At 68.4% G+C, this 23,430-nt stretch carries 23 protein-coding genes; 8 read left to right on the top strand and 15 right to left on the bottom strand.

The genetic code is table 11. The features are described 5' to 3' along the window. Nucleotides 1–17: 17 nt before the first annotated feature. Both AC1DGD_RS04075 and AC1DGD_RS04070 read right to left on the bottom strand, forming a co-directional pair. The gene (locus AC1DGD_RS04075; RefSeq protein WP_476855972.1) at nucleotides 18–2,309 is read right to left on the bottom strand and encodes a putative bifunctional diguanylate cyclase/phosphodiesterase; all 2,292 of its coding nucleotides are present in this window, start codon (nucleotides 2,307–2,309) and stop codon (nucleotides 18–20) included. 219 nt (nucleotides 2,310–2,528) lie between these two features. Further along, entirely contained in the window at nucleotides 2,529–2,831 is a 303-nt protein-coding gene (locus AC1DGD_RS04070) for a DUF4193 domain-containing protein (RefSeq protein ID WP_028276793.1), read from the bottom strand. A gap of 307 nt (nucleotides 2,832–3,138) precedes the next feature. Between AC1DGD_RS04070 and AC1DGD_RS04065 the strand changes: the two genes are divergently transcribed. Together AC1DGD_RS04065 and AC1DGD_RS04060 are read left to right on the top strand one after the other, a co-directional pair. Continuing rightward, complete coding sequence (locus AC1DGD_RS04065; protein ID WP_230008878.1) at nucleotides 3,139–3,384, top strand: hypothetical protein; 246 nt, start codon at nucleotides 3,139–3,141, stop codon at nucleotides 3,382–3,384. 95 nt (nucleotides 3,385–3,479) lie between these two features. Further along, the gene (locus tag AC1DGD_RS04060; RefSeq protein ID WP_230008877.1) at nucleotides 3,480–4,190 is read left to right on the top strand and encodes a response regulator transcription factor; all 711 of its coding nucleotides are present in this window, start codon (nucleotides 3,480–3,482) and stop codon (nucleotides 4,188–4,190) included. On the opposite strand, the gene AC1DGD_RS04055 is transcribed toward AC1DGD_RS04060, so the two are convergent. Next, nucleotides 4,138–5,610 (bottom strand): sensor histidine kinase, encoded by a 1,473-nt coding sequence (locus tag AC1DGD_RS04055; RefSeq protein WP_476855971.1) that lies wholly within the window; start codon nucleotides 5,608–5,610, stop codon nucleotides 4,138–4,140. The two genes, AC1DGD_RS04060 and AC1DGD_RS04055, sit on opposite strands and share 53 nt — an antisense overlap. A gap of 344 nt (nucleotides 5,611–5,954) precedes the next feature. After that, nucleotides 5,955–7,880, bottom strand: coding sequence for an alpha-amylase family protein (locus AC1DGD_RS04050; RefSeq protein ID WP_476855970.1), 1,926 nt, complete (start codon nucleotides 7,878–7,880; stop codon nucleotides 5,955–5,957). 166 nt (nucleotides 7,881–8,046) lie between these two features. Between AC1DGD_RS04050 and AC1DGD_RS04045 the strand changes: the two genes are divergently transcribed. Then, the gene (locus AC1DGD_RS04045) at nucleotides 8,047–8,796 is read left to right on the top strand and encodes an ABC transporter permease (protein WP_476855969.1); all 750 of its coding nucleotides are present in this window, start codon (nucleotides 8,047–8,049) and stop codon (nucleotides 8,794–8,796) included. A 24-nt stretch (nucleotides 8,797–8,820) separates the two neighbouring features. On the opposite strand, the gene AC1DGD_RS04040 is transcribed toward AC1DGD_RS04045, so the two are convergent. Next, on the bottom strand, nucleotides 8,821–9,324 hold the full coding sequence (locus AC1DGD_RS04040; protein WP_476849578.1) for an HtaA domain-containing protein: 504 nt from the start codon (nucleotides 9,322–9,324) through the stop codon (nucleotides 8,821–8,823). A gap of 184 nt (nucleotides 9,325–9,508) precedes the next feature. Between AC1DGD_RS04040 and AC1DGD_RS04035 the strand changes: the two genes are divergently transcribed. The 3 genes from AC1DGD_RS04035 (at nucleotide 9,509) to AC1DGD_RS04025 (ending at nucleotide 12,231) form a co-directional block, all read left to right on the top strand. Further along, complete coding sequence (locus tag AC1DGD_RS04035) at nucleotides 9,509–10,492, top strand: S1C family serine protease (RefSeq protein WP_476855968.1); 984 nt, start codon at nucleotides 9,509–9,511, stop codon at nucleotides 10,490–10,492. Nucleotides 10,493–10,847: 355 nt separating this feature from the next. Next, the gene (locus tag AC1DGD_RS04030) at nucleotides 10,848–11,786 is read left to right on the top strand and encodes an AfsR/SARP family transcriptional regulator (protein ID WP_476849580.1); all 939 of its coding nucleotides are present in this window, start codon (nucleotides 10,848–10,850) and stop codon (nucleotides 11,784–11,786) included. Nucleotides 11,787–11,967: 181 nt separating this feature from the next. Beyond that, entirely contained in the window at nucleotides 11,968–12,231 is a 264-nt protein-coding gene (locus AC1DGD_RS04025; protein ID WP_476855967.1) for a hypothetical protein, read from the top strand. A gap of 70 nt (nucleotides 12,232–12,301) precedes the next feature. Here the strand turns inward: AC1DGD_RS04025 and AC1DGD_RS04020 are convergent, their stop codons facing one another. Further along, complete coding sequence (locus AC1DGD_RS04020) at nucleotides 12,302–12,922, bottom strand: L-threonylcarbamoyladenylate synthase (RefSeq protein WP_079549522.1); 621 nt, start codon at nucleotides 12,920–12,922, stop codon at nucleotides 12,302–12,304. 210 nt (nucleotides 12,923–13,132) lie between these two features. Here AC1DGD_RS04020 and AC1DGD_RS04015 point away from each other — a divergent pair, with 210 nt between their 5' ends. Continuing rightward, a complete protein-coding gene (locus AC1DGD_RS04015; protein WP_476855966.1) occupies nucleotides 13,133–14,002 on the top strand; it encodes an SDR family oxidoreductase in 870 nt (289 codons plus the stop codon). Further along, nucleotides 13,999–14,544 carry an NAD(P)H-dependent oxidoreductase gene (locus AC1DGD_RS04010; protein WP_243177783.1) on the top strand — a complete coding sequence of 182 codons (546 nt, stop codon included), beginning with the start codon at nucleotides 13,999–14,001 and terminating at the stop codon, nucleotides 14,542–14,544. Before AC1DGD_RS04015 ends, AC1DGD_RS04010 begins: the two co-directional genes overlap by 4 nt. A gap of 44 nt (nucleotides 14,545–14,588) precedes the next feature. Here AC1DGD_RS04010 and AC1DGD_RS04005 read toward each other — a convergent pair whose 3' ends face one another. The 9 genes from AC1DGD_RS04005 to AC1DGD_RS03965 are packed head-to-tail and all read right to left on the bottom strand — an operon-like array spanning nucleotide 14,589 to nucleotide 23,430. Beyond that, nucleotides 14,589–14,741: a hypothetical protein gene (locus AC1DGD_RS04005; RefSeq protein ID WP_476855965.1), complete on the bottom strand. Its 153-nt coding sequence runs from the start codon at nucleotides 14,739–14,741 to the stop codon at nucleotides 14,589–14,591. Between the two features lie 10 nt (nucleotides 14,742–14,751). Further along, the gene (locus AC1DGD_RS04000; RefSeq protein WP_476855964.1) at nucleotides 14,752–15,879 is read right to left on the bottom strand and encodes an XdhC family protein; all 1,128 of its coding nucleotides are present in this window, start codon (nucleotides 15,877–15,879) and stop codon (nucleotides 14,752–14,754) included. A 9-nt stretch (nucleotides 15,880–15,888) separates the two neighbouring features. Beyond that, nucleotides 15,889–16,662 (bottom strand): SRPBCC family protein, encoded by a 774-nt coding sequence (locus AC1DGD_RS03995; protein WP_476855963.1) that lies wholly within the window; start codon nucleotides 16,660–16,662, stop codon nucleotides 15,889–15,891. Further along, complete coding sequence (locus tag AC1DGD_RS03990; RefSeq protein ID WP_476855962.1) at nucleotides 16,652–17,959, bottom strand: vWA domain-containing protein; 1,308 nt, start codon at nucleotides 17,957–17,959, stop codon at nucleotides 16,652–16,654. The genes AC1DGD_RS03995 and AC1DGD_RS03990 overlap by 11 nt, the downstream gene beginning before the upstream one ends. Beyond that, a complete protein-coding gene (locus tag AC1DGD_RS03985) occupies nucleotides 17,952–18,875 on the bottom strand; it encodes an AAA family ATPase (protein WP_476849588.1) in 924 nt (307 codons plus the stop codon). Before AC1DGD_RS03985 ends, AC1DGD_RS03990 begins: the two co-directional genes overlap by 8 nt. Further along, nucleotides 18,872–19,522: a nucleotidyltransferase family protein gene (locus AC1DGD_RS03980; protein ID WP_476855961.1), complete on the bottom strand. Its 651-nt coding sequence runs from the start codon at nucleotides 19,520–19,522 to the stop codon at nucleotides 18,872–18,874. The genes AC1DGD_RS03985 and AC1DGD_RS03980 overlap by 4 nt, the downstream gene beginning before the upstream one ends. Continuing rightward, nucleotides 19,506–20,489, bottom strand: a complete 984-nt coding sequence (locus AC1DGD_RS03975) for an XdhC family protein (RefSeq protein WP_476855960.1) — start codon at nucleotides 20,487–20,489, stop codon at nucleotides 19,506–19,508. The genes AC1DGD_RS03980 and AC1DGD_RS03975 overlap by 17 nt, the downstream gene beginning before the upstream one ends. After that, entirely contained in the window at nucleotides 20,489–22,882 is a 2,394-nt protein-coding gene (locus AC1DGD_RS03970; protein ID WP_476855959.1) for an aerobic carbon-monoxide dehydrogenase large subunit, read from the bottom strand. The genes AC1DGD_RS03975 and AC1DGD_RS03970 overlap by 1 nt, the downstream gene beginning before the upstream one ends. After that, nucleotides 22,879–23,430: a (2Fe-2S)-binding protein gene (locus tag AC1DGD_RS03965; protein ID WP_476855958.1), complete on the bottom strand. Its 552-nt coding sequence runs from the start codon at nucleotides 23,428–23,430 to the stop codon at nucleotides 22,879–22,881. Before AC1DGD_RS03965 ends, AC1DGD_RS03970 begins: the two co-directional genes overlap by 4 nt.

Here is a 23,430-nt window from a genome sequence, read left to right as displayed (position 1 = left end):
CCGGTCCTTCGGCCGGCTCAGGTGCCGGCCGCCGTCGCGTCCATGCCGGCCGGTGGCTGCAGGCGGGCCCCGGAGGCCAGCAGCGCCTCGAGAACGGGGGACGGGCTGGGACTGGCCAGAAAGAAGCCCTGGCCCATGTCGCAGCCGAGCGAGCGCAGGAGATCCAGCTGCCCGGTGTGCTCGATGCCCTCGGCGATGACAGCCAGGTCCAGTTTCCGGGCCACTTCCAGAATGCCCTCGAGCATCGCCGCGGCCGGGGCGTCCCCAGGCAGCCCGGACAGGAAGGCACGGTCGATCTTGAGAATGTCCGCGGGCAGCGCAGCGAGCGTGCTGAGCGAGGAGAAGCCGGTCCCGAAGTCGTCGATTGCGATGCGGACGCCGAAGCTCTTCAGCCGGTTCAGGGCAGCGACCCCGCCGTCGGCGCTCGTGGCCAGGGCCGATTCGGTGACCTCGAGGATCACCTTGTCGGCCTGCGAGGCGGGGTGGGCCAGGATGCGCTCCAGGGCTGCCAGGTTCCGGTCACTCGATAGCTGAAGAGTGGAAAGATTGACCGAGACCCAGAAGTCTTCGGCAGTGCCGGGGGACCGGCGCCAGCCGGCGACGTGACGGCTTGCGGTGTCCAGGACCCAGCAGCCGATGGGCCCTATCTCGCCGGTTTCCTCGGCCAAGGGGATGAAGTCGGCCGGTCCCAGCCGGCCCAGGGTCGGGTGCTCCCAGCGGACCAGGGCCTCCACCCCGGCGATCTCGCCGGTGCCGAGACTCACGACGGGCTGGTAATCGAGGCGCAACTGCCCGGCCTGCACGGCTGTGGCGAGGTCCGCCCGGAGAGCGGCCCGGTAGGTCATTTCGTCATATCCCCGGGCATCGAAGAGCTGGTAGCGGCCTTTGCCGCCGTGCTTGGCCATGTACATGGCGAAGTCCGCCTGCCGCATCAACTCGGCCGGATCTGCAGTGCCGGCGTTGCGCTGGGCGGCGCCCATGCTGACGGTTACCTTCAGCCGGACGTCATCGATGCAGAAAGGGTCCCGCAGCGTGTCCTGGATGCGCCGTGCGACGTCGTCTGTCGCCGTGCCGCCCTCATCCGTCACGACGATCGCGAATTCGTCGCCGCCCAGCCGGGCGACGAGGTCATGTCCGCGCACGCAGCCCCGCAGCCGTTGGGCCAGCTGGATGAGCAACGCGTCGCCGCCCTCATGGCCCAGCGAGTCGTTGACGTCTTTGAAGTCGTCGACGTCGATGACGAGCAGGCCTTCACGCCCGTCGCAGACCTCGGCGCCAGCTGTTTCCGGGTTCTTTGCTCCGGGGTCGAACGCGGCGGTGAGGCGTTCGGTGAGGACTGCCCGGTTGGCCAGTCCCGTGAGCGGGTCGTGGGTGGCGCGGAAGGTCAGTTCCAGGTGGTTGTCGTGCACGGTGGCGGCCATGGAATTGAAGGCCTCGGCCAGCTGGCCAAGTTCGTCATTGCGGACAACGCTGATCCGGTGGCTGTAATCACCGGACTGCAGCTTCACGACCCCGCGGTACAGACCCTCCACAGGGCGCATCAGGTACTTGGTCATGCGCCGGCGGAAAAAGAACACCCCGCCCGCGGCCAGCGCAAAGAGGGCCGTGCGGACGGTCGATACCATCTGCTGAAGCCCGGCCCCACGGGCGACGCCGTCGTCAAGCGCGTCGAGCGAAGCGCGACGGACGTCGGCGAGCAGGGCGCGGGCCTTGGCGCTGGATTCGGCGAACGCCGGCGCCTCCGCCACTCGGTTGCCGTGGAGAGTGGCCACCTGGCTTCCCCAGAGATTGTGCGCGGACAGTCCCTCCTGCCAGGCGGCCCGGGCCCCGCGGACTGTGGCCCGCATGCCGTACGCCTCCGGCAGGATCCGGGCGGTGGCATCGAACTGGGCGGAGAGGTCCTTTTGTTGCAACAAAAAGGCGGACGGATCTGCGGGTCCTGCGGACAACAGCTGGAGTCCGGCTTGTTCGTGGGTCTCGATGCCGGTCCGGAGCTCGGAGATGGCCTCCGACTCGACGCGGTGCTGTGCGGCGGCGTGCTGGATCTGGTCCGTGACAAAACGGACGCCGACCAGGGTCACCGCGGCCCCGGCGAGCAGGGCAAGGATCACCAGGATGAATGCCCTGGACCATTCGCGCTGCAGGCTCCCTGCGCGGGCGGGTTTGCCGGTGCGGGGGGTACGGGTGCCCGCCGGCCCTTCAAACGGCATGGCCGGCCCGTCGGATCGTTCGGGTCCACTGGCGTCGTTGGCGGCGGCCGACGGCGGCACAGCAGCAGGGTCAGCCAAGCTGCTGGTGGATTTACGCATGGTCAGCCTCCGGCCGTGTGCCGGCAATCGCCGCATCGTCAAACAGGAGCGTAGCCGAACGTGCCCCGGCTGGTCATGTCCTGCCGCCTCCCGACACTATTGTGAAGCATGTGACAGAAGTGTATTCGACGGGTGGCCCGGCGGGTAGCGTCCGGCGCCGGAACCACACCTGCAGCGCTGAACGTCCCCGGACCGGCTGAGCCGGTCCTGCCGGGGGCTCTAGCTGAGGCAGTCTGCGCAGTAGGCGTGGCCGGCCTTCTCCTTGGCCAGCTGGGACCGGTGCCGCACCAGGAAACAGGAATAGCAGGTGAATTCGTCCTCTTTTTGCGGGATGACCGTGACGGTCAGTTCCTCGCCGGACAGGTCTGCCCCCGGCAGCTCCACGCCTTCGGAGGTATCGGCCTCGTCGAGTTCGCGGACAACGCTTCGCGCGTCAGGCGCATTCGCCGAACGGAGCGCCTCCAGGGAAGCGTTGCGGGATTCCGCGACGTCGGAGCGTACTTCGTCATAATCGGTTGCCACCTGGTGATACTCATTTCAGTTGCTGGGCGTGTGATTCGGAGTCTCTCCGGATCTACTTATCTCTGTATCTCCGGATCTCCGGGATTGAACCGTACAGCATGACGCCGTGTAAATGCTGGGGACCGGGGCAGTCGCGGCAGTGACGCTCATGACACCCGGAGGCGGACGCCCCCGACGCCGGCCTTCCTGCTTTGTTCGCCACTGGTCACCGGGGCGTCACGCGCCGTTAATTTGGGTGCCCTAGCCTGATTCTTTAGGCACCATCCACCTTGGGCACCATCCGCACCATCCGTCGGGAGGATTCACCATGGCCGATATTGCTGCAGTGCTGGGACGGCTCACGCAGGACGAACTCAATGAACTGCGGTCCCTGGGCCCCAGCGGGCACCTGACCCGGCGCCTGACCGACGCCATCGACCGCGCAGCCGGCGGCCCCGGAGCCGGGCGCGGCTACTACGTCCCCAACGGGAGCGTCAGTTCCACCGGCGGACCGCACGTGGTCCTGCGCAGCGACGTTTCGGGGTGGCTGTTCGGTCCTCCCCAACAGGCCTGACCGAACAGCGACGGGCATCCCTCCCACTGGACCCGCCAGGTTCCTTCCAGCACGGCCCCGGAAGGGCCATACTGGCCCAAAGAGAGGGGGCTGGATTGCGGATCCTGATGGTGGAGGATGAGCATGCCCTGGCGGAAACAGTCCGCCGCGGGCTGAAGAACGAGGGGTTCGTCGTCGACGTCGCCCACGACGGCGTGCGGGGACTCGCGGCGGCGCTGGAGAACGCGTACGATGCCATCCTGCTGGACCTCATGCTGCCGCGGATGAACGGCTACGACGTCTTGAAGGAATTGCGGCAACGCAAGGTGTGGACTCCGGTGCTGATGCTCACGGCCAAGGACGGCGAATACGACCAGACCGATGCCTTCGACCTGGGCGCTGATGACTACCTCACCAAGCCGTTCAGCTTCCTGGTGCTGGTGGCCCGGATCAGGGCGTTGATCCGGCGCGGAGCGCCCGCCAGGCCTGTCATCATGACACTTGGCACGCTGTCCCTGGACCCCGTCAGCCACAGTGTGCGCCGCGGCGACACCCTCATCAGCCTCACGGCCAGGGAGTACGGGCTCCTGCATTATCTGATGCGCCGGCATGACCAGATCGTTTCAAAGGCGGAAATCCTGCAAAACGTCTGGGATCCGGCTTTCGAGGGCGCGAACAATGTGGTGGAGGTGTACATCGGCTACCTTCGGCGCAAGATTGATGTCCCGTTCGGGATCCACAGCCTGACCACGGTGCGTGGCATGGGCTATCTGCTCAGCGCCGACCCGACCCCTGAACCCCGTGCCGCCGGGAGTTCCGAGGAGTGACGTCGGCCGGCTCCACAGGTTCCGGAAGGGGAAATGTGATCTCAAAGCGGCAGTGACCCGCCGGTCCGTCCGTCGGACGGATGCTCCCATGGTGGGCGGCCACAATTCCAGCCGCGATGGCCAGGCCCAGTCCGCTGCCGCCGCCTTCCCGGGAACGGCTGCCATCGAGCCGGACAAACCGTTCGAAGATCCGTTCCCGGTCCGCCTCCGGGATGGGGTCGCCGTCGTTGTCGACAGTGAGGATGACCCGGTCCGCGGCGGTGTGCAGGTCCACGGCGATCCGGGACAGGGCGTGACGGTCCGCGTTGTCCAGGACGTTCCGCAGGACCTGCGCCAGCCGCCGGGCGTCGCCGCGGATCCGGGTCGGAACGAGCTTCACCGAGATCTGGTGCCGGCTGGTGGACCGCAGCCGGCGGATCTCCTGGTCCAGCACGTCGTCAAGATCGACGTCCTTCTGCTCCACGCGCAGGCCGCCGTCATTGGCCTTGGCCAGTGTCAGCAGGTCCTCCACGAGGAAGCTCATGCGGGCCGTCTCCTCGGAGAGGACATCCTTCATCTGAAGCCACATCGCCCCGGTCGGGTCCGCCGCCGCGATCTCGATCCCGGCCCTCAGCGTGGCCAGCGGGCTGCGCAGCTCGTGGCTGGCGTCCGAGACGAATCTGCGCTGTTCGGTGTCCGAGGCCTGCAGCCGGTCCAGCATGGTGTTCATGGTCAGCGCCAGGGCGTGGATTTCGTCGTTGGTGGGCGGGACGTCGACGCGCCCGTCCAGCCGCTCGGCCTTGATCCGGGCCACCTGGCCACGGATCCGCTCAACCTGGCGGAGGGAACGCCCCACCAGGAGCCATACGGCCACGGCCACGGTCCCGAGCAGCAGCGGCGTGGCTCCCAGCATGAACCACGCGACGGTGGAAATGGTGTCCGCCTGTATCTGTGAGGCCTGGGCCACCACCACGGTATAGCTCAACGTGCCGGTCCGTGCTCCCACGGTGACGATGTGGTAGTCGTCGGTGTCTCCGATGCTCGGAAGGCTCGAGACGTCCTGGGTCATGGTCTGGCCCGGGCTGGGCCGCTGGGCTGACAGCGGGGCGTTGGCGACCTCGGGGTCCGAGCTGGCCAGGACGTACCCTTCGGCATCCAGCACCTGGACGAACTGGCCCGCATGCGCGGTGTCAATGATGTAGGCGCGGGCATCCTCGATGTCCATGTCCTCCATCTCGGCGACCACGTCCAGGGCCTTCTGCTGGGCTGCGGCGTCGCTCGACCGCGCCAGGGACGCCTGCAGCAGGACCAGAAGGACGACGCCGCCGAGCAGCAGCGCCACGGCTACGACGCCGACGGCGACCGCCGTCGAGCGCTTCCGCACGCCCCATCGAATCTCGCCCGTGCCGGGGCCGGAGGGGGCCCGTTTGCCCAGTGCCATGCTCCAAGAATGCGTCAATGCGCGGTTCGGGACAACCACCGCGGCCGCATTGCCGGCGCCGCCCGCCCGGCCGGCACCCCCGGCGGTGGCCGGAGCGCTCCTGCCTGGGCGCACGTCCCCAGGGAGAGGCTGCTCTCAGTCTCTTCTCAGCGGGATGGGGGAGAGTGGAAATAGGCCGCATAAGACCGGCCGCCGGCCGCCACGGGGCCGTTCGTCCACAGATTCCGGCCGCACGCTCTCCTCAACCAGTGTGCGGCCGGACACGGCACCCGGGCGAAGCGGCGCAGCGGACGCCGACACAGCCGCTACCGATATTTCATGCCGATAAGCCGCGGGCCAGCGCCTCAAGGCCGGGGCGTCACCCGGAGCCAGACGAACTGCCGGGCGTCCAGGACCAGTCCCGCGTCGAGGCACACGTGGGCGCCGGTCAGGATGTCGACGGCGCCGGCCGCGAAGCCGGAGAGCGTCAACGCCGTTACCTCCTCGGGGCCGTCGCTGAAGTTGGCCAGGGCGAGGATCAGCGTTCTATTTCCGGGACGCTGATACCCCAGGACTCCCGGGTTGTTCGTGGCGAACCCGACCAGCCGGGTCCCGGCCAGTTCCGGCGTCGCGGACCGTACGGACACCATCCGGCGCAGCCCGGCAAAGACCGCCCCGGCGGGGGTTTCCGGCTCCGCGCGCCGCGCGTACCCTGCGGCCGGGTAGTGCGGCCGGTGCACCCAGCGGCTGTCCGTTCCGTGGCCTTCCTCGGCGGCGTACCCGTAGTCGTTGAACTGGCCGACCTCGTCACCGAGATACAGCAGCGGGATGCCCCCGGTGCTGAAGGCCACCGAGTGGGCCAGCAGGATCCGGTCCACCGCCGCAGCGGTTCCGCCCTCGAGCCCGCAGAGCGACGCCGTTGTGCCGGAAATCCGGCAGTCGCCGGTGCGGGGGTTGTCCTGAAAAGGCACGCCGCGGGCGAAGCTGCCAGGGAAACGGTTGACGAAGAAGGAATTGAGGAACCGCCGGTGCTCGAAGGCATTGATGCCAAGCTCGGCAGCGTCCTCATCCGCAAACGTCCAGCCGATGTCGTCATGGCTGCGGACATAGTTCACCCACGCCGTGCCGTCCGGAATATTGTGGCGCCGCTCCAGGGCCTGGGTGAGCAGGGACACGTCGCGGGTGGCCAGCGCCTCCCAGGTCAGCGCCATCTGCAGGGGGTTGTAGGAGAGCTGGCACTCGGCGGGGTCAATGTAGCCGGCCACCTCGTCGGGGTGGACGATCGCCTCGGACTTGAACAGCAGCGCCGGCGCCGCCAGCCGGCACACGGCGTTGAACGCCTGCAGCAGCGTGTGGGCTTCGGGAAGGTTCTCACAGGGTGTGCCGAGCTGCTTCCAAATGAAGGCGACGGCGTCCATCCGGAGAATGTCCACGCCTTGGTTGGCCAGGAACAGCATCTCGCCCGCCATGGCCCGGAACACGTCCGGGTTGGAGTAGTTCAGGTCCCACTGGAAGGTGTGGAACGTGGTCCAGACCCACCGTCCGTCCGGCAAATCCACAAATGAGCCGGGATGGTCGTCCGGGAAGATTTCGCGCACAGTTTGCTCGAACGCGTCCGGCATGGACCTGTCCGGGAAGATCCAGTAGTAGTCGCTGTAGGCCGGCTCGCCCGCGGCCGCCTTCCGGGCCCATTCGTGCTCGTCGGAGGTGTGGTTGAAGATGAAGTCGACCACGAGGCTGATACCGTTCTCCCGCAGCTCGGCGGCGAGGTCGCGCAGCTGCTCCATGGTGCCCAGCCCGGGATTGACGTCCCGGTAACTGGAAACGGCGTAGCCGCCGTCGGAGTGCGGTTCGGGGGCCAGGAACAGCGGCATCAGGTGCAGATAGGTCAGGCCCAGTTCCTTGAAATAGGGGATCCGGGCGCGGACGCCTTCGAGGTCCCTGGCGTATCTGTCGACGTAGCAAACGCCGCCGAGCATGGTGTTGGACTGGAACCAGCCGCTGTTGTGTTCCCGTTCGGCGTCGAGGCCCTTGAGCGCGGCAGGCCTCTCTGCCCACGAGCGGGCAGACTGCATCACAAGGTCGGTGAGCTGATCCAGCCAATCCGGCCGTGCGCCGTAGAGATCGTGGAACAGCCGGAACAAGGCCGGGAAATGACGGTCGAAGCGCTCTTCGAAGACGGCCCGGTCCGCGCCGTCCCACCCGATGCCCGTGCCCGCCGCTAAGGCCCGGAGCACATGCCGGCGGGCCTCGCTGTCGACGCCGTCTGCTAAGAGGGCGGGTTCAACCATGGAGCACCTCCTTTGACCAGTTTCAATCCCCGACGGCGCGACGACCGTTCACATCCTTGCAGACGGACGCGCGGGTGCCCAGCACGGCAGCCGTGTCCGGCGGGGGAAGGCAGCCGACAGCCGATGCCGCCCATGGTGCTGCCGGGAAGGTCTATAGGCTGGCGTGATGACCGCCCTGACTGATCTCCTGCCCACGCTGCTGGGCGTCGGGCTCCTGATGCTGGTCACCGTGGGGTTGCTTGCGGTTTTCCGGATCCCGCACCGAACGGCGCCGGCGCTGGCCATCCTGCGCGGGGCTGTGCAACTGGCTGTCATCAGCCTCATACTGGGCACTGTCATCACCAGTCCGGTCTGGGTCGGCGCCGCACTTCTCGTGATGTTTTCGGTGGCCGCAGTGACGGCCGCGCGTCGCCTGGGGTGGAGTTGGGGCCGCCTGGCGGTAGTGGGGGGCTCGATGGCGGCCGGCATCCTGGTGACCCTGGCGATCGTTTTCGGCACGGGCGCGATAGCCCTGACGCCCCGCTACGCGCTGGCAATTGGGGGGATCGTGATCGGCAATGCGATGACCATCGCCACCCTGGCCGGCCGGCACTTTGCCGAGTCGGTGAATGAACGTTGGGATGAGGTTGAAGCGTGGCTGGCTTTGGGGGCGACGCGGCGTCAGTCGACGTTGGAGCTGGCCCGGCGCGCCGTCTATTCAGCCCTCATTCCTTCGACCGACCAGACTAAGACGACGGGACTTGTCACCCTGCCCGGGGCGTTTGTGGGTGCGATCTTCGGCGGCCTTTCACCGTTGGAAGCGGGCCGCTTCCAGATCGTCGTCCTCGCCTCGATCATGGCGGCAGGTTCCATGACCGCCGTGGCCCTGATCGGGATCATCGCGCCGGTGAGGGTGCGTCCGGTGCCTCCACGCTAGCTTCCGCGCAGTGGCCCGTCCTGACTACGCCGGCACCCGGATGACGAGGGGGTCCATCGCCTGGCCGTCGGCGTACTGGCCGTCGAACAGTTCCGAACCGGCCTGGGAGATGGCGACCTCGACGCGCTCCCAGACGAGAAACCCTTCCATGTTGCGGGGCGCGGCAGTGCGCAGGGTGCCGACATCCGAGCGCTCGGTCCCGCCGCCGTCGCCCGTGCTGATGGACAGGACCCCGTGCCCGGCCGCGAACTCGACCCATGGATCCAGCAGCCGGACGAACATCATTCCGTGGTGCCCGGCGACGCGGACATCGCCGCGGAACCGCAGCACCCCGGTGCCACTGGCGGGATCGTACTCGGAACCGGCGGGAGCGAAACAGAACTCTCCGGACGCAGTGACCGTGGCGCCGTCGGCCGCGGAAACAGCACCGTCCGGGAGTCCCGAAATGTAATCCATAAAGCTGCGCTTGATGCCCCAGGTCAGACCCGGCAGGGGCAGCGGGGCGGGGGAGGCGGACGTTGGTGTCACGTAGGTTCTCCTGGGCTGTCGGGCGGATCTACGTCCGAGCCTAGCCGCGGATCCGCGCCGGGCTGAACTGTTGCACCGCCGCCGCTTCATCCTGCGTATTTCTCTGACGGCGTAGGCCCGCCAGGACTACTCCCGGGACGGCGGTGGTTGACTTGGATGAGTACCGTTTAGCAGGAGGTGCACCGTGGCCGCGTCCATCAGCAGGGTATCCGGATCCGATGTGTCCGAAGACCCGCTGGATTCCTATTCCGCAACGGTCATCCGCGTGGCCGAGGCTGTCACCCAGCACGTCGCCGCGCTCGAGATGACCGGCAACGGGCGCAACGGCAGGTTGAGGGTCGGTGCGGGGTCGGCCGTGCTGTTCACCACGGACGGATATCTGCTGACGAACGCCCACGTGGTGGGAGGCGCCCAGTCCGGCCACGCAGTCTTCGCCGACGGCACCAGCACGGCTGTTGACGTGGTGGGCGCCGACCCGCTCTCCGATCTTGCCGTGGTCCACGGCAGGGCACCCATCGCGGCACCGGCTGAACTCGGCGATGCCGAGTCCCTCCGGGTCGGCCAGCTGGTCATCGCCGTGGGCAATCCGCTCGGGCTCGCCGGCTCCGTCACCGCCGGGGTGGTCAGCGGGCTGGGCCGTTCGATCCCGGTCTGGTCCGGACGGAGCCGGCGCGTGATCGAGGACGTCATCCAGACCGACGCGGCCCTCAACCCCGGCAGCTCCGGCGGGGCGCTGGCAGACGCCCGCGGGCGGATCGTCGGCATCAATACGGCCGTGGCCGGTGTTGGGCTCGGCCTGGCCGTTCCCATCAACGCGACGTCCCGGCGGATCATCGCTTCGCTGCTCAAGGACGGCCGCGTCCGCCGGGCCTACCTGGGCCTGGTCAACACACCCATCCAGTTGCAGCCGAGCGCCGTCGTCCGGACGGGCCGCAGGGAGGGCCTGCTCGTGGTCGAAGTCCTTCCGGATTCCCCCGCCGAGCGGGCCGGGCTACGGGCCGGCGACATCCTCCTGAAGGTTGGACAAATGTATGTGTCCAACGCCGAGAGCCTGCAGAAACTGCTGTTCGCCGAAGCGATCGGGGAGCCGCTGGACCTTGCCGTGCTCCGGGACGGCGCGGACCTGCGACTGGTGGCTGTGCCCGCCGAGATGACCGATAACCAGTAGGGAAACCCGGTCCGGACCCGCGGTTCAACGTGCTGGAATTTGGCCGCCGGGGGCCAATTCCTTGCCCGCCTAAACTACTTGGGTCCGCATGGCGGCGGCCCGCGGAATTACTTGGTTGGCGCCGCAATCACCTGCCCTCCGCTCCGCCCGCTTACTCAGCGGTACTGACCCCTGTACGCGTCTTTCTTTGGGCGAAAGATCGGGTAGCGGCATGCCTTGTTGCGCCCCGCCGGGCGTGTCACGGTGTCATTGGAAAGCCGGAGGGAACAGAGCCTCAGTACGGCCTGGTTTCAATGTTGATCCGGCTCTCCATAGACGATTGAGTTCGTTTTACCTGGGGAAATCGGAGAACATCGTGGATAGCCCAAAGGAAACAGCACCTTCCATTTCGGTCCGCCTCTTCGGATCATTCGAAGTGCGCCGGGACGGCGTGGCGCTCACCGCCGCCGACATGGGCGGATGCAAGCCCCGGCACATACTGGAAATCCTTCTCCTGAACCTTGGCACGCCCGTGTCCAAGACCCGCCTGATCGATCTTCTCTGGGGAGCAGGAGCCAGTGACGGCTCCGTAGCGACCCTCGAGAGCTATATCAGCGGTATCCGCCGTGCCATCCAGCCGGGGCAGACTAAGACCGGCCCGCTCCGCACGGCCAACAGTGGCTACGTGCTGGACCCTACGCTCGTGGACCTCGATCTGTTCCGGTTCCGTGACCTGGTCCGCGACGCGGGTGAGCTGCCTCCGGCAGAGGCCTACCCCCTGATGCTCGAGGCCCTGGAGATTTCCGCCGAGCCGCTGCTCGGGTTCGAACTTGCCTCCGATTGGGCCGAAGAGGCGCGCGCACGTCATACAGCCGAAAAGGTGGCGCTGCAGATCCTCGCGGCAGAAACGGCGGCTCTGCTGGACAAACCAGACGATGCCGTCAACCTGGTCCAGGCTGCCATTCGCGCGGAGCCCCTGAACGAGCGGGCCTGGACGGTGCTGGTGACGGCCTATGAACAGGCAGGCCTGCCGGCGGAGGGCCTCTCGGCCTATGACCGCTGCCGGCGGCTCTTCGACCGCGACCTTGGCTGCAGCCCCGGTCCGGCCCTCCAGGAAGCTCATCTGCGGCTCCTCCGGCAGCGTGCGGAAAGCAACTCCGAACTCTCCGAGGTACTGGCGGCGCTGCTCTATCTGGGCGAGCGGTTGAACGGGCCCAAGAGCCGGCAGCTGCCGGCGGCCGAGTCCCGGCGCATGCATGAGAACGCCGGGCGGGTGCTTGATTCCTTCCTCCAGCGCGTCCGGGCCGCGGTCTGACCCCCGCGGGGCCGCCACCGGTGGACCGGCGGCGCCGAATTGATGACCGGGATGGCCGCCACCGGGACGCGGGCGTTAGCTTCGTCACGTGGCCGGGATTCTCGGGGAATTCCGCCGCGCCGGGCCCCATACTGGGAATATCCCCGGCGGGCAGTCCCACCGCCAGGTGTGAGGAGGGCCCATGGAAACCTTGAAGAAAGTCGTCACGAACGAGTACTTCCCCGCAGCCGCTGTGCTGTCCGGAGTCATCCTGTTCTGGGTCCTGGGCCTCTTCGGCGGACTGTCCCTCCTGAGCACCCGCCAAAGCCCGGTGACCACCCTGACGTGGATGATGTTCGTCTACGCCGCAGCGGTGCTCTCGCCCCTGGCCGGGCTTGTCGCCGCCATCGACCTCGTGCGCCGGTGGCTGCGGAACCGGCAGGCGGCCACGGCGGAATCCGCCTAGTCCGCCCCGCCTGGTCAGCCGGCAGGCGCCATGCCGTTGCCGGCGTCGTCTGTTAACCGAAGCGCGACTGTTACTCGAAGCGCGACGGATCACCCATGCCGCGCCGGACGATTTCAGCGACGCCGCTGGAGTAGTCGATCACCGTGGTTGGCTCGGCACCACAGTCGCCGGAATCGATCACGGCGTCCACCACGTGGTCCAGGCGTTCCTTGATCTCCCACCCCTGAGTGAGTGGCTCTTCCTCATCGGGAAGCAGCAAAGTGCTCGACAGCAGCGGCTCGCCGAGCTCAGCGAGCAGCGCCTGCACGACGTGGTTGTCCGGGATGCGCACGCCAACGGTCTTTTTCTTCGGGTGCAGCAGCCGTTTCGGGACCTCCCTGGTCGCCGGCAGGATGAAGGTATAGCTGCCCGGCGTGACGGCCTTGATGCTGCGGAACACATCGTTGTCGATCTGGACGAACTGGCCCAACTGGGCGAAGTCCTTGCAGACGAGGGTGAAATGATGTTTGCCGTCCAACTGCCGGATGGTCCGGATCCGGTCCAGGGCCTCCCGGTTACCCAGCTGAGCGCCCAGCGCATAGCAGGAATCCGTGGGGTAAGCGATCAGGCCGCCTGAGCGCACGATGTCCACCGCCTGGAGGATCGAACGGTGCTGGGGGTTCTCGGGGTGCACATCGAAGTATCTCGCCATGCCAAGAGCATACGCCCGGCGGCCGCCCGGACGGCCACTGCGGAGCCCGTCAGCCGACCCGAATGCCCCGCGGCGGAGCAGGGCCGGCCGCTGCTTGTGCACAGACAGTTCTGTCTGATACCTTCGTTCCCGGTATAGACAAACCTGTCTACACCCCACGCGTGCAGCTTTGCGGCAACGAACACCGAGAGCGAGAACCGAATGCTGTCAATGGCAGGAAAGACAGTTCTGATCACGGGAGGCACCGGCGGGATCGGCAAGGCCACGGCTCTGGGTCTGGCCGCCCTGGGTGCGCGGGTTGCCATCACCGGCCGCAATGCTGACAGGGCATCTCGGGCAGCTGAGGAGATCCGCGCTGTGGCGTCGGCCCCCGTCGAGGTGTTCACCGCCGATCTCTCCTCCCAGCGGGAAGTCCGCAGGCTGGCCGAGGAGGTGCTGAATACCTTGGACCGCCTCGATGTGCTGGTCAACAATGCGGGCGGATTCTGGAACACCCGCCGCGTCACCGTGGATGGACTTGAGTACACCTTCGCCCTTAACCACCTTGCTCCTTTCCTGCTCACCAACCTGCTCCTTGAACGGTTGAAGGAGAGCGGACCGGCGCGGATCGTAACGGTCTCGTCCGGCGCCCAGGCCATGGCCCGGATGGACTTCGCGGACCTGCTGGCCGAACGGTCCTACTCGGGGCAGCGGGCGTACAACCAGTCGAAATTGGCCAACGTCTTGTTCACTTACGGACTCGCCGCACGTCTCTCCGGCACCCGCGTCACCGCAAATGTGCTCCACCCCGGAGTCGTGGCGACGGCGTTCGGAGCCGAAGATCCGGGCCGGCTGCAAGAGTTCCTGACACCGCTGGTTCGGCGGTGGATGAAGACCCCGGAGCAGGGCGCCCGGACCTCCATATACCTTGCCTCGGCGCCGGAGCTCGAAAACGTCACCGGCCAGTACTTTGCCAACAGCACTCCGAAGAAATCATCAAAACGCAGCTACAGCCAGTCCGATATCGACTGCCTCTGGCAGGTCAGCTCGGCCCTGGTCGGCCTTGAATCCGACTCTGAAAGAAGCACGAACCTCCCATGACCCCACAGCGCACGCTCGTCCTTGTTGCCCACCCCGACCTGGAAAGCTCGCGGATCACCGCGCACCTCACCTCAGCCATCATGGACCTGGAGCACGTGACGGTGCATGACCTCTCCGCCGCCCACCCGGACCGGCGGTTCGACACCGCCCGGGAACAGGAGTTGCTGCGCGGGCACGACACCATCGTCTGGCAGTTCCCGTGGCACTGGTACTCCGTCCCGGGGGTCCTGAAGGAGTGGATGGACCAGGTGCTTACGTACGGCTTCGCGTACGGCGCCGGAGGCGACGCCCTCCACGGAAAGCGGCTCCAGCTGGTGCTGTCGACCGGCGGCCCTGAATCGTCCTACGCGCCGGCAGGACACAACCGCTTCACGATGGAGGAGCTCCTGCGCCCCCTCGACGCGACCGCGCACTTGTGCGGCCTGGAGATGGCCCAGCCACTCATCCTGCATTCGGCACCCCGGGTGGACGCCGACGAACTCGGCCGGCACGCCGCCCGGTATCGCGAACTGCTGGCTCCCGCGTCGGTCGCCGCGCGGTAGCCGGAATCCGGTGCGTCGGATCAGACGCAAAGGGGGAGCGGCGGTCAGGCGGCCTGGGCGGCGAACATGAAACCTGGGCGGCGAACATAAAAGTGGACCGCCGGCCCGGCTCCGCGAAAGTTTTGCCCGACCGAGTAGCCCGTTGCCGCCGGCAGCAGCACCGCCAGCGTCCAGCGCAGGGCCTCGTCCGCCGTCATGGCCACACAGTCACAACTGCTCGTCGTGGTGGATCCGTTCGCCCAGCTGCCGCAACGGCTCCCCGCTGCCGTTCCACTGCTGGGCGATGAACTCTGCCGCGATGGACACCGCCGTTTCCTCCGGGGTGCGGGCGCCCAGGTCCAGGCCGACAGGACTGTGAAGCCTGGACAACTCGGCCTCAGTCAGTCCCGTCTGCCGAAGCCGTGCCATCCTGTCCTCGTGCGTGCGCCGGGATCCCATGGCGCCGATAAAGGCCACGGGGCTGCCGCGCAGGGCCACCTCAAGGACGGGGATGTCGAACTTCGGGTCGTGGGTCAGGACGCAGAGCACAGCCCTGGAATCCAGCAGCCCTTGGGCAAACTGCTCGCTTAGGTACCGGTGTGGCCACGCGTTGACCACCTCGGCGGCGTCAGGGAATCGCGCGGGCGTCGCGAAGACGGACCGCGCATCGCAGACGGTCACCCGGTAGCCCAGGAACGCGCCCAGCCGCGCCAGCGCCGCGGCGAAGTCAATGGCGCCGAAGACGAGCATGCGCGGCGGCGGTGCATAGCTGGCAAAGAAGACGCGCATGCCGGTGTCCAGCCGCTCGCCGTCCACGCCGTAGTTCAGGATGCCCGTCCGGCCGGCGGCGAGAAGACCCTGGGTGTCGTCGCCGACGGCGCGGTTGGTCCGGTCCGAGCCCAGGTCACCCTCGCAACAGTCGGGCCTGACAACCAGGTGCCGCCCCACACGGCCGGCATCCGGGTGTTCGATGACCGTGGCGACGCCCACGCGGCGCCCGGCGGTGATGTCCTGGGCGACGGCGTCGAGTTCGGCAAAGTGTTGCCGGGAGACAGGTTCGACGAAGATGTCGATGATTCCACCGCAGGTCAGGCCCACGGCATAGGCGTCGTCGTCGCTGATCCCGTAGCGCACCAGGGCCGGCTCGCCGTCGTCCTTGACCTGGGTGGCGAGCTCGTAGACGGCCCCCTCGACGCAGCCGCCGGAGACGGAGCCCACGGCCTCGCCGCCGGCCGTCACCAGCATGGCGGCCCCGGGGAGCCGGGGCGCAGATCTGAATGTGCTCACAACGGTGGCCAGGCCTGCCGTGGCACCGCTTCGCCAGTCGGGCAACATGACCGCGAGGACATCACGCATCGGCGCTCCTCAGAGCCTGCCGCACAGCCGGAGCAGCCGGAACGCCGAACGCCGGCCGGCCCAGTACGCGATGCACGCCACGACGGCGATAACGCCGAGGACCTTCACCGGGCTGGACAATTGCTCCGCCGCGATTCCCTTGGCGAGGCTCAGCGCATCCAGGCTGCCGTCCGGCGCAGCCGCCGCCGAGACAGGCGCAGGGGCCGGTTCCGGCGCGGCCGCCGCCGAGACAGGCACAGGGACCGGTTCCGCGGCCGCCGCGGGGACCGGAGCCGGGGTGGGTTCGGGGACCGCCGCAGGGGTCGGTCCCGCAGGGGCTTCCTGCGCAGGGGGGGCTGCCTCAGTGAGCATGGCCTGCAGATTTTTCGCGAAGAGCGACATCATCTGCTCCGTGACGCTGCCGATCACCCCCTTGCCCATGGCCGCTGCCTTGCCGGACAGCGCCAGGTCTGCGCTGACGGAACCCCGTGTGGCCGCTCCGTCTTCGGCCAGCACCAGGGTGACGGTGGCCTCGGCGGTGCCTTGTCCGCGGGTCTCCTGGGCCTTGCCGCCAAGGACCGCACGATGTTCCGGGGCGTTTCGTTCAATGACGTTCAGCAGGCCCTTGTATTGCATCGTGACCGGGCCGAGCTTTACCGTCATGCCCACTTGGTAGGCGTCGTCCGAGAGCTTGTTCAGGATCCTGGCCCCCGGAAGGCAACCGGCCACCCGTTCAAAGTCCATCAGCGTGTCCCACACCTGGCTTATTGGTGCGACCACCGAGAACGTGCTGTCAATGTGCATGGGCTGGTTCCTTGCCTCTCGCTCGTTCGTGCGTGTCCTGTGAAGGCGGCCCCTCGCCGCGAATGGCGGCAGCCACCTGCGCCAAGGCCCGGTAGCTGTGGCCGCTGACGAAGGCGTCGCAGTAGGGCAGGGCCGCCGCCATGCCGCCCACGAGGGGCCGGTACTGCGGGGCTGCCTTGCGCGGATTCACCCAGATGATCCGGTGGGCGAGCCGGCGCAGGCGGGCCATCTGCGCCGCGACCTGTTCCGGATCCTCGTAGGCCCAGCCGTCGGAAAACACCACCACCACAGCGCCCCGCGCCAGTCCGCGGCGGCCGTGGTCGTCGACGAAGCGCCGGAGGCATTCGGCGATCCGGGTTCCGCCGGCCCAGTCCGGCGCGGAGACAGCGGCGCGGGCCAGGGCCTGGTCCGGATCACGCAGGGCCAGTTGCCGTGTCAGCCGGGTCAGCCTGGTGGAGAAGACAAAGGCTTCCGCCCCGGCCCGGGTCACGGCGCCCTGCAGGAAGGATACGAAGACCCGGGAGTAGGGTTCCATCGATCCCGAAACATCGCAGAGCAATACCAGTTTGCGGCGCTGCTCGCGCCGGCGGGCATAGAGCAGCAGCGGGGCGTCGGTCCCGGACCGGCGGGCAGCGCGCACTGTCGCCCGGACGTCCAGGCTCGCCGTGCTGTGGGCCGACGTGCGCGTGCGGCGGCTCAGGCGCAGCGGCGTCGCGAGCTGCAGCGCCGCCGCCAGCCGCCGTACCGCCGCTACTTCATCGGCGGAAAGCTCGGCGAAAGATGTCGCCTGCAGGTGTTCGTCTGCGGAAACCATGGCAAGGACGGCCTCCCGGTCAGTGCGGCCGTCCTCCGCGGAGCCGTCCCGGCCGGGGAAGGCCAGGCGCGGCCGCTGCGGCGTGCCGGGGGCCGGGCCCGGCGTCTGGCTCCCTGGCGCTGCGGGCCTGGTCCGGAGGGCCGGCGCGGGCGGCGCCGCTGCCGCCCCGGGCACGCTGCCCGGCTGGCCGGGGGCGGCGTTCCCGGGGAACACGGCCGCGAAGACGGCATCGAACACGGGCACTTCTTCGCGGGCGGACACGAGCACCACGCGGCAGGTCCAGTAGAGCTGCTCAAGCCGGGCCGGGGGGATCAGGTGGAGCGCCTCGGCGAGCCGCGCCGCCCGGTCCGGCGAGGTCGCCAGGCCGGCCCTCCGGATGGCCGTGACGAACGCGGCGGACAAGGCGGCGGCCTCGACCAGTGGCGGCTGCGGCGGCTGATCGGTGGCACTGTTGTTCTGGGCGGGGCCGTGGTCTTCAGCCATCGGTGCCGTCCACGAGCCAGGCCGCGCCGCGGGAGCCGACGAGTTCGAGGTCGTCGCGGTTCTTGACGATGGAGCCCCACGTCTGCTCGGTGGTGCCGGGGTCGATCCGTTCCACCCCCAGCACGGCCAGGGCCGAGACCCAGTCGATTGCCTCGGAGATCCCGGGCGGCTTGGCGAGGTCCAGGGTGCGCAGCCGGGTGATGACGGCAGCGGCCTGGAGGGCCAGTGGGCCGCTGCTGGCAGGAACCCGGCGGCGCACGATCTCGGCAATCCGGGCGGGTCCCGGGTAGTCGATCCAGTGGTACAGGCAGCGGCGGGTCAGGGCGTCGTGAAGGTCCCGGGTCCGGTTGGAGGTCAGGATCACGATGGGGGGATGGGTGGCGCGGATTGTGCCCAGCTCCGGGATGGTGACGGCGGATTCGGCCAGCAGTTCAAAGGTGAAGGCCTCGAATTCGGCGTCGGCGCGGTCGATCTCGTCCAAGAGCAGCACGGCAGGCCGCGGGCCGGGATGTTCCAGCGCCTGCAGGAGCGGGCGCCGCAGCAGGTACTGGGAGGCAAACAGGTCCGTTTCCGTGACCTCGGTGTCGCGGACTTCGGCCAGCCGGATGCCGAGCAGCTGGCGCTGGTGGTTCCACTCATAGAGGGCCTCACCGGCGTCGATTCCCTCGTAGCACTGCAGCCGGTACAGCGGGGTGTCGAGGAGCTCGGCCAGCGCCTTAGCGGCCTCCGTCTTCCCGACCCCCGCCTCGCCCTCGAGCAGGATGGGCTGCGGCAGGCGGACAGCCAGGAACAGGGCCGTCGCCAGTCCGACGTCGGCCAGGTAGTTGGCCCGGTCCAGCGCGGCCATCAGCGATCCGACATCCGGGACCCGGCGCCGCACGTCCTCCTCCGCGCCGGCCCGCGCCGCCGCCGTCATAGGGCCCCCAGCAGCCCGGCAAGGAGGCGCCGGTAGTCGTCTTCGGTGTCGACGTCCGGGGGGACGGGGCCGGCTGTGCGGACCTCGACGACGTCGTCCGCCCGCTGTGCCAGGAGCTTCCAGACGGCTTTGTCCCCGTGCAGGGCGGCCAGGTCCGGCAGCAGGCGCCGGGCAAACGCCATCGGGTGGCCCACGCCGTCGTCGTAGCGGCACACCGCGATGCCGGCAGTGTGCGCAGGAGTGGGCTGCAGGGCGCCAAGCACTGCCCGGACGCTCGCGGCCCGGACACCGGGCTGATCGCCGAGCAGCAGGACGACGGCGCTGGTGCCCGGATGGAGGGCGGCGAGCGCCGTGGCGATCGAGGACGCGCACCCTTCGCCGAAGTCCGGGTTGAGCACCACATCGCAGCCGCTGGTGTCCACAGTGCGCTCCACGTCGGCCGCTGCGCCGCCCAGGGCCAGCACCGTCTGGCCGAAGCCACAGTCCCGGGCAGTCGCCAGGACGGCATCGAGCAGCACTCCGGCGCCGTAGGGCAGCAGCTGCTTCGGCCGGCCCAGTCGCCGGGAACCGCCCGCGGCCAGGATGATGCCGGCGGTCCGGGGCCCGGGGCTTCCTGCCGCCGGCAACGGGTCAGGTCGTAACGGCATAGCGTTCCGGATCTTTGCGGAAGGCGGCCCGGCAGCCGGGCGAGCAGAAGTAGACGGCGGCCCCTTCGTGAACCAGGTGCAGGGACGATTCGAGGGCCGGGACAGACATGCCGCACACCGGGTCGACCGCGCTCGCCGGCCCCGGTGGTGCCGGCTCGGATGGAACTGGCTCCGATGGTACTGGCTCCGTGCCGAAGCTCGTGGCCGCCGCGGCAGCGGACGCCAGGGGCGGGGCGGCGCGCCGCGCCCTGGACCGTTCACCGACCAGCTGGGCGAGGATGGACAGGGCGATCTCCCCGGGGGTCCGGGCGCCGAGTTGCAGCCCGGCCGGTGTGAAAACCCGCCGCCGCAGGGCGTCGTCGACGTCGAGGGATTCCAGGACGGCGGCGCCGCGGGTTCTACTGGCCACGAGGGCAACGTAGGGGACACCGGCCCGCAGGGCGGCTTCCAGGGCACGCTCTTCCGCTTTGCCGTGCGAGGCGACAATCAATGCCGCGTCGTCCCCCCGGGGATCGGCGGATTCGCCGTCCGTCAGTTCGACTTCGAGGCCGACGCCGGAGCCAAGCGTTTCCAGGGCCTGCGCCACCGGCGTCGTGCCCACCACCACGACACGGGGCGCCGGAATCCGCGGCTGGAGGAAGATCTCGATCGCCCCGCCGCTCAGGCACGGGTTGGTGACCTCGACGGCGCCTTCCTCCGCGGTGCGGGACGGTTCTCCGGGCAGCACCCGCAGCAGGAGGGGTTCCTGGGTGGCCAGGACCTGCCGGCTGTACACGCGCACCGACTCCTCCACGCAGTTTCCGCCCACAAAGCCGTGGATCTCTCCGCCGGGCAGCACCAGGGCGGTGTCCCCGGCGTGGGCGCTCGTCGGATGCTGGGCGCGGACCACCGTGGCATGGACGAACGGCTCGCGGCGGCCGGCGAGTTCATCGGCCCTGGCGGCCAGGGATCCTGCGGTGGAGGCCATCAGATCGGCGGCCGGGCCCGGCCCTGCATGGCAGCCCAGACGCGGGCCGGGGTGCAGGGCATGTCCATATGTGTGACGCCGAACGGCGCCAGGGCATCGACAACAGCGTTGACGATCGCCGGCGGTGAGCCGACTGTGGCGGACTCGCCGATGCCCTTCGCCCCGATCGGGTGGTGCGGGGAGGGCGTGACAGTGAATCCGGTTTCCCAGTCCGGCACTTCCATGGCCGTGGGGATCAGGTAGTCCATGAAGGACCCGGCGAGGCAGTTGCCGTCCTCGTCGAACTCGATGATCTCCATCAGGGCCATGCCCACACCGTCCGTCAGCCCGCCATGCACCTGGCCTTCGATGATCATCGGGTTGATCCTGGTGCCGCAGTCATCCACCGCGATGAAGCGCCGCACTTTGACCTGCCCCGTGCCGGGATCGATGTCGACGACGCAGATGTAAGCGCCGAACGGGAAGGTCAGGTTCGGCGGGTCGTAGGTGACCTCGGCGTCGAGGTTTCCGTCCACGCCCTCAGGCAAGGCAACGGTGCCGTGGGCGCCCATGGCGATCTCGGCCATGGTCTTGCCGACGCTCGGATCGCCTTTGACGAACCAGCGGCCCTTTTCCCATTCGAGGTCCTCGGGGCGGGTCTCCAGCATCGCCCCGGCGATCAGTTTCGCCTTCTCGCGCACCTTCCGGGCTACAAGGGCCACGGCGCCGCCGCTGACCGGCGTCGAACGGCTGCCGTACGTGCCCAAGCCGAACGGCGTCTGGTCGGTGTCCCCGTGCACCACCTCGATGTCCTCCGGCGGGATGCCGAGTTCTTCCGCCACGATCTGGGCGAAGGTGGTCTCGTGGCCCTGGCCCTGGCTCTGCACCGAGATGCGCACCACGGCCTTGCCAGTGGGGTGGACGCGCAGTTCAGCGCCGTCGGCCATGCCGAGGCCCACAATGTCGAAGTGCTTCCTTGGCCCGGCTCCGACGACTTCCGTGAAGAAGGAAACCCCGATGCCCATGAGTTCCCCGCGTTCGCGTTTCTCGGCCTGCTCGCGGCGGAGGTCCTCGTATCCGGCGAGCTGCATCGAGAGGCGCATGGCGGCCTCGTAGTTGCCCGAGTCGTAGACCCAGCCGGTCTTGTTGGCATAGGGGAACTGCTCCGGCTTGATGAAGTTCTTCAGCCGCAGTTCCGCCGGGTCCATGTCCAGCTTGCGGGCAAGGATGTCGACCATCCGCTCCACGAGGTAGACGGCCTCGGTGACCCGGAACGAGCACGCGTACGCGACCCCGCCGGGCGCCTTGTTGGTGTAGACACCGGTGACGGAGCAGTGGGCGGCCGCGAGGTCGTAGCTGCCGGTGAAGATGGAGAAGAATCCGGCCGGGTTCTTGGTGGGCTGGGCCGTGGCGTTGAACGCGCCGTGGTCGGCCAGCACGTGGGTGCGCAGGGCGAGGATCTTGCCGTCCCTGGTCGCCGCGATTTCGCCCTGCATGATGTAGTCCCGGGCGAACGAGGTTGACATCAGGTTTTCGGAGCGGTCCTCCACCCATTTGACCGGGCGGCCGGAGACGATCGAACCGACGACGGCGAGGATGTAGCCGGGATAGATCCCGACCTTGTTGCCGAAACCGCCGCCGATATCGGGGGAGACGATCCGGATCTTGTGCTCGGGGATGCCGGCGACGATCGCGAACAGGGTCCGGTGCGCGTGCGGTGCCTGGGTGGTCTCGTAGAGCGTCAGCTTGCCGTTGACGGCGTCGAAATCGGCGACGGCGCCACACGTCTCCATCGGTGCGGGATGGACCCGCGGGTAGACGATCTCCTGGCTGACCACAACATCCGCGGAGGCGAACACCGCATCCGTTTCGGCCTTGTCGCCCATCTCCCAGTCGAAGATCCGGTTGTCCGTCCGGCCCTCGATCTCATCGCGGATCACCGGGGCGTCCGGGTCCAGCGCCTTGCGGGCGTCCACCAGCGGGGGAAGGACTTCATATTCGACGTCGATCAGCTCCAGGGCGTCCCGTGCGGCGTAACGGTCCTCGGCCACGACAAACGCGACCTCCTGCCCCTGGAACCGGACTTTGTCGGTGACCAGCACGGCCTGGACATCCGCGGAGAGCGTCGGCGCCCACGCGAGTTTGAGGCCCAGGAGGTCCTTGCCCGTGATGACTGCCACCACCTTCGGATGCGCCAGGGCGTTGGTGGTGTCGATCGAGACGAGCCGGGCGTGCGCCACGGGCGCCCGCAGGATGGCGCCATGCAGCATCCCCGGCAGCACGATGTCATCCACATAGTGGCCCTTGCCGCGTACGAAGCGCGGGTCTTCCTTCCGCTGGATGCGGCCGTAGCCGATCGGACGGTCCTCGTCGCCTGCGGCCGGGTTGGACGGCCGCTCATGGATGACGGTCATGCCTTCACCTCTGAGTCCTCTGTCTCCGTGGCGACATCCGGGACGCGGGCATCCGGGACGGCGGTGTCCGTGTCGGCCAGGCCGGAGCCGGCCGGATGGGCGGCGGCCCACTGAACTGAGCGGACAATCGTGGCGTAGCCCGTGCACCGGCAGATCTGCCCGGAAATAGCCTGCCGGATCTCGGCGTCGTCCGGGTGGGGATTCATATCCAGCAGCGCGCGGGCCGTGAGCATCATCCCCGGGGTGCAAAAGCCACACTGCAGCCCGTGCTCTTCCATGAAACCCTGCTGGACGGGGTCGAGGGTGCCGCCGCTGGCCAGCCCCTCGACGGTGCGGATGTCGTGCCCCGCGGCCATGGCGGCCAGGACGGTGCAGGACTTCACGGGCTGTCCGTCCATCAGGACCACGCACGTCCCGCAGTTGCTTGTGTCGCATCCCCAGTGCGTACCGGTGAGGCCCAGGACCTCGCGGATGTAGTGGACCAGGAGCACCCGGGGCTCAATCTCGCTCGTGACGTCGGTGCCGTTCACGGTCATGCTGATCTGCAT

Source organism: Arthrobacter sp. 05T45 (genome assembly GCF_056395875.1).
The sequence above is the reverse complement of the archived record's forward strand: the minus strand, read 5'-3'. Positions and strand labels throughout refer to the sequence as shown.

Excerpts from the sequence above, each read along its gene's own strand:
- AC1DGD_RS04075 (WP_476855972.1), bottom strand. The coding sequence starts at position 2,309 with ATGCGTAAATCCACCAGCAGCTTGGCTGACCCTGCTGCTGTGCCGCCG.
- AC1DGD_RS04065 (WP_230008878.1), top strand. The coding sequence starts at position 3,139 with ATGGCCGATATTGCTGCAGTGCTGGGACGGCTCACGCAGGACGAACTC.
- AC1DGD_RS04055 (WP_476855971.1), bottom strand. The coding sequence starts at position 5,610 with ATGGCACTGGGCAAACGGGCCCCCTCCGGCCCCGGCACGGGCGAGATT.
- AC1DGD_RS04050 (WP_476855970.1), bottom strand. The coding sequence starts at position 7,880 with ATGGTTGAACCCGCCCTCTTAGCAGACGGCGTCGACAGCGAGGCCCGC.
- AC1DGD_RS04045 (WP_476855969.1), top strand. The coding sequence starts at position 8,047 with ATGACCGCCCTGACTGATCTCCTGCCCACGCTGCTGGGCGTCGGGCTC.
- AC1DGD_RS04025 (WP_476855967.1), top strand. The coding sequence starts at position 11,968 with ATGGAAACCTTGAAGAAAGTCGTCACGAACGAGTACTTCCCCGCAGCC.
- AC1DGD_RS04020 (WP_079549522.1), bottom strand. The coding sequence starts at position 12,922 with ATGGCGAGATACTTCGATGTGCACCCCGAGAACCCCCAGCACCGTTCG.
- AC1DGD_RS04015 (WP_476855966.1), top strand. The coding sequence starts at position 13,133 with ATGGCAGGAAAGACAGTTCTGATCACGGGAGGCACCGGCGGGATCGGC.
- AC1DGD_RS04010 (WP_243177783.1), top strand. The coding sequence starts at position 13,999 with ATGACCCCACAGCGCACGCTCGTCCTTGTTGCCCACCCCGACCTGGAA.
- AC1DGD_RS04005 (WP_476855965.1), bottom strand. The coding sequence starts at position 14,741 with ATGACGGCGGACGAGGCCCTGCGCTGGACGCTGGCGGTGCTGCTGCCG.
- AC1DGD_RS04000 (WP_476855964.1), bottom strand. The coding sequence starts at position 15,879 with ATGCGTGATGTCCTCGCGGTCATGTTGCCCGACTGGCGAAGCGGTGCC.
- AC1DGD_RS03995 (WP_476855963.1), bottom strand. The coding sequence starts at position 16,662 with ATGCACATTGACAGCACGTTCTCGGTGGTCGCACCAATAAGCCAGGTG.
- AC1DGD_RS03990 (WP_476855962.1), bottom strand. The coding sequence starts at position 17,959 with ATGGCTGAAGACCACGGCCCCGCCCAGAACAACAGTGCCACCGATCAG.
- AC1DGD_RS03985 (WP_476849588.1), bottom strand. The coding sequence starts at position 18,875 with ATGACGGCGGCGGCGCGGGCCGGCGCGGAGGAGGACGTGCGGCGCCGG.
- AC1DGD_RS03980 (WP_476855961.1), bottom strand. The coding sequence starts at position 19,522 with ATGCCGTTACGACCTGACCCGTTGCCGGCGGCAGGAAGCCCCGGGCCC.
- AC1DGD_RS03975 (WP_476855960.1), bottom strand. The coding sequence starts at position 20,489 with ATGGCCTCCACCGCAGGATCCCTGGCCGCCAGGGCCGATGAACTCGCC.
- AC1DGD_RS03970 (WP_476855959.1), bottom strand. The coding sequence starts at position 22,882 with ATGACCGTCATCCATGAGCGGCCGTCCAACCCGGCCGCAGGCGACGAG.
- AC1DGD_RS03965 (WP_476855958.1), bottom strand. The coding sequence starts at position 23,430 with ATGCAGATCAGCATGACCGTGAACGGCACCGACGTCACGAGCGAGATT.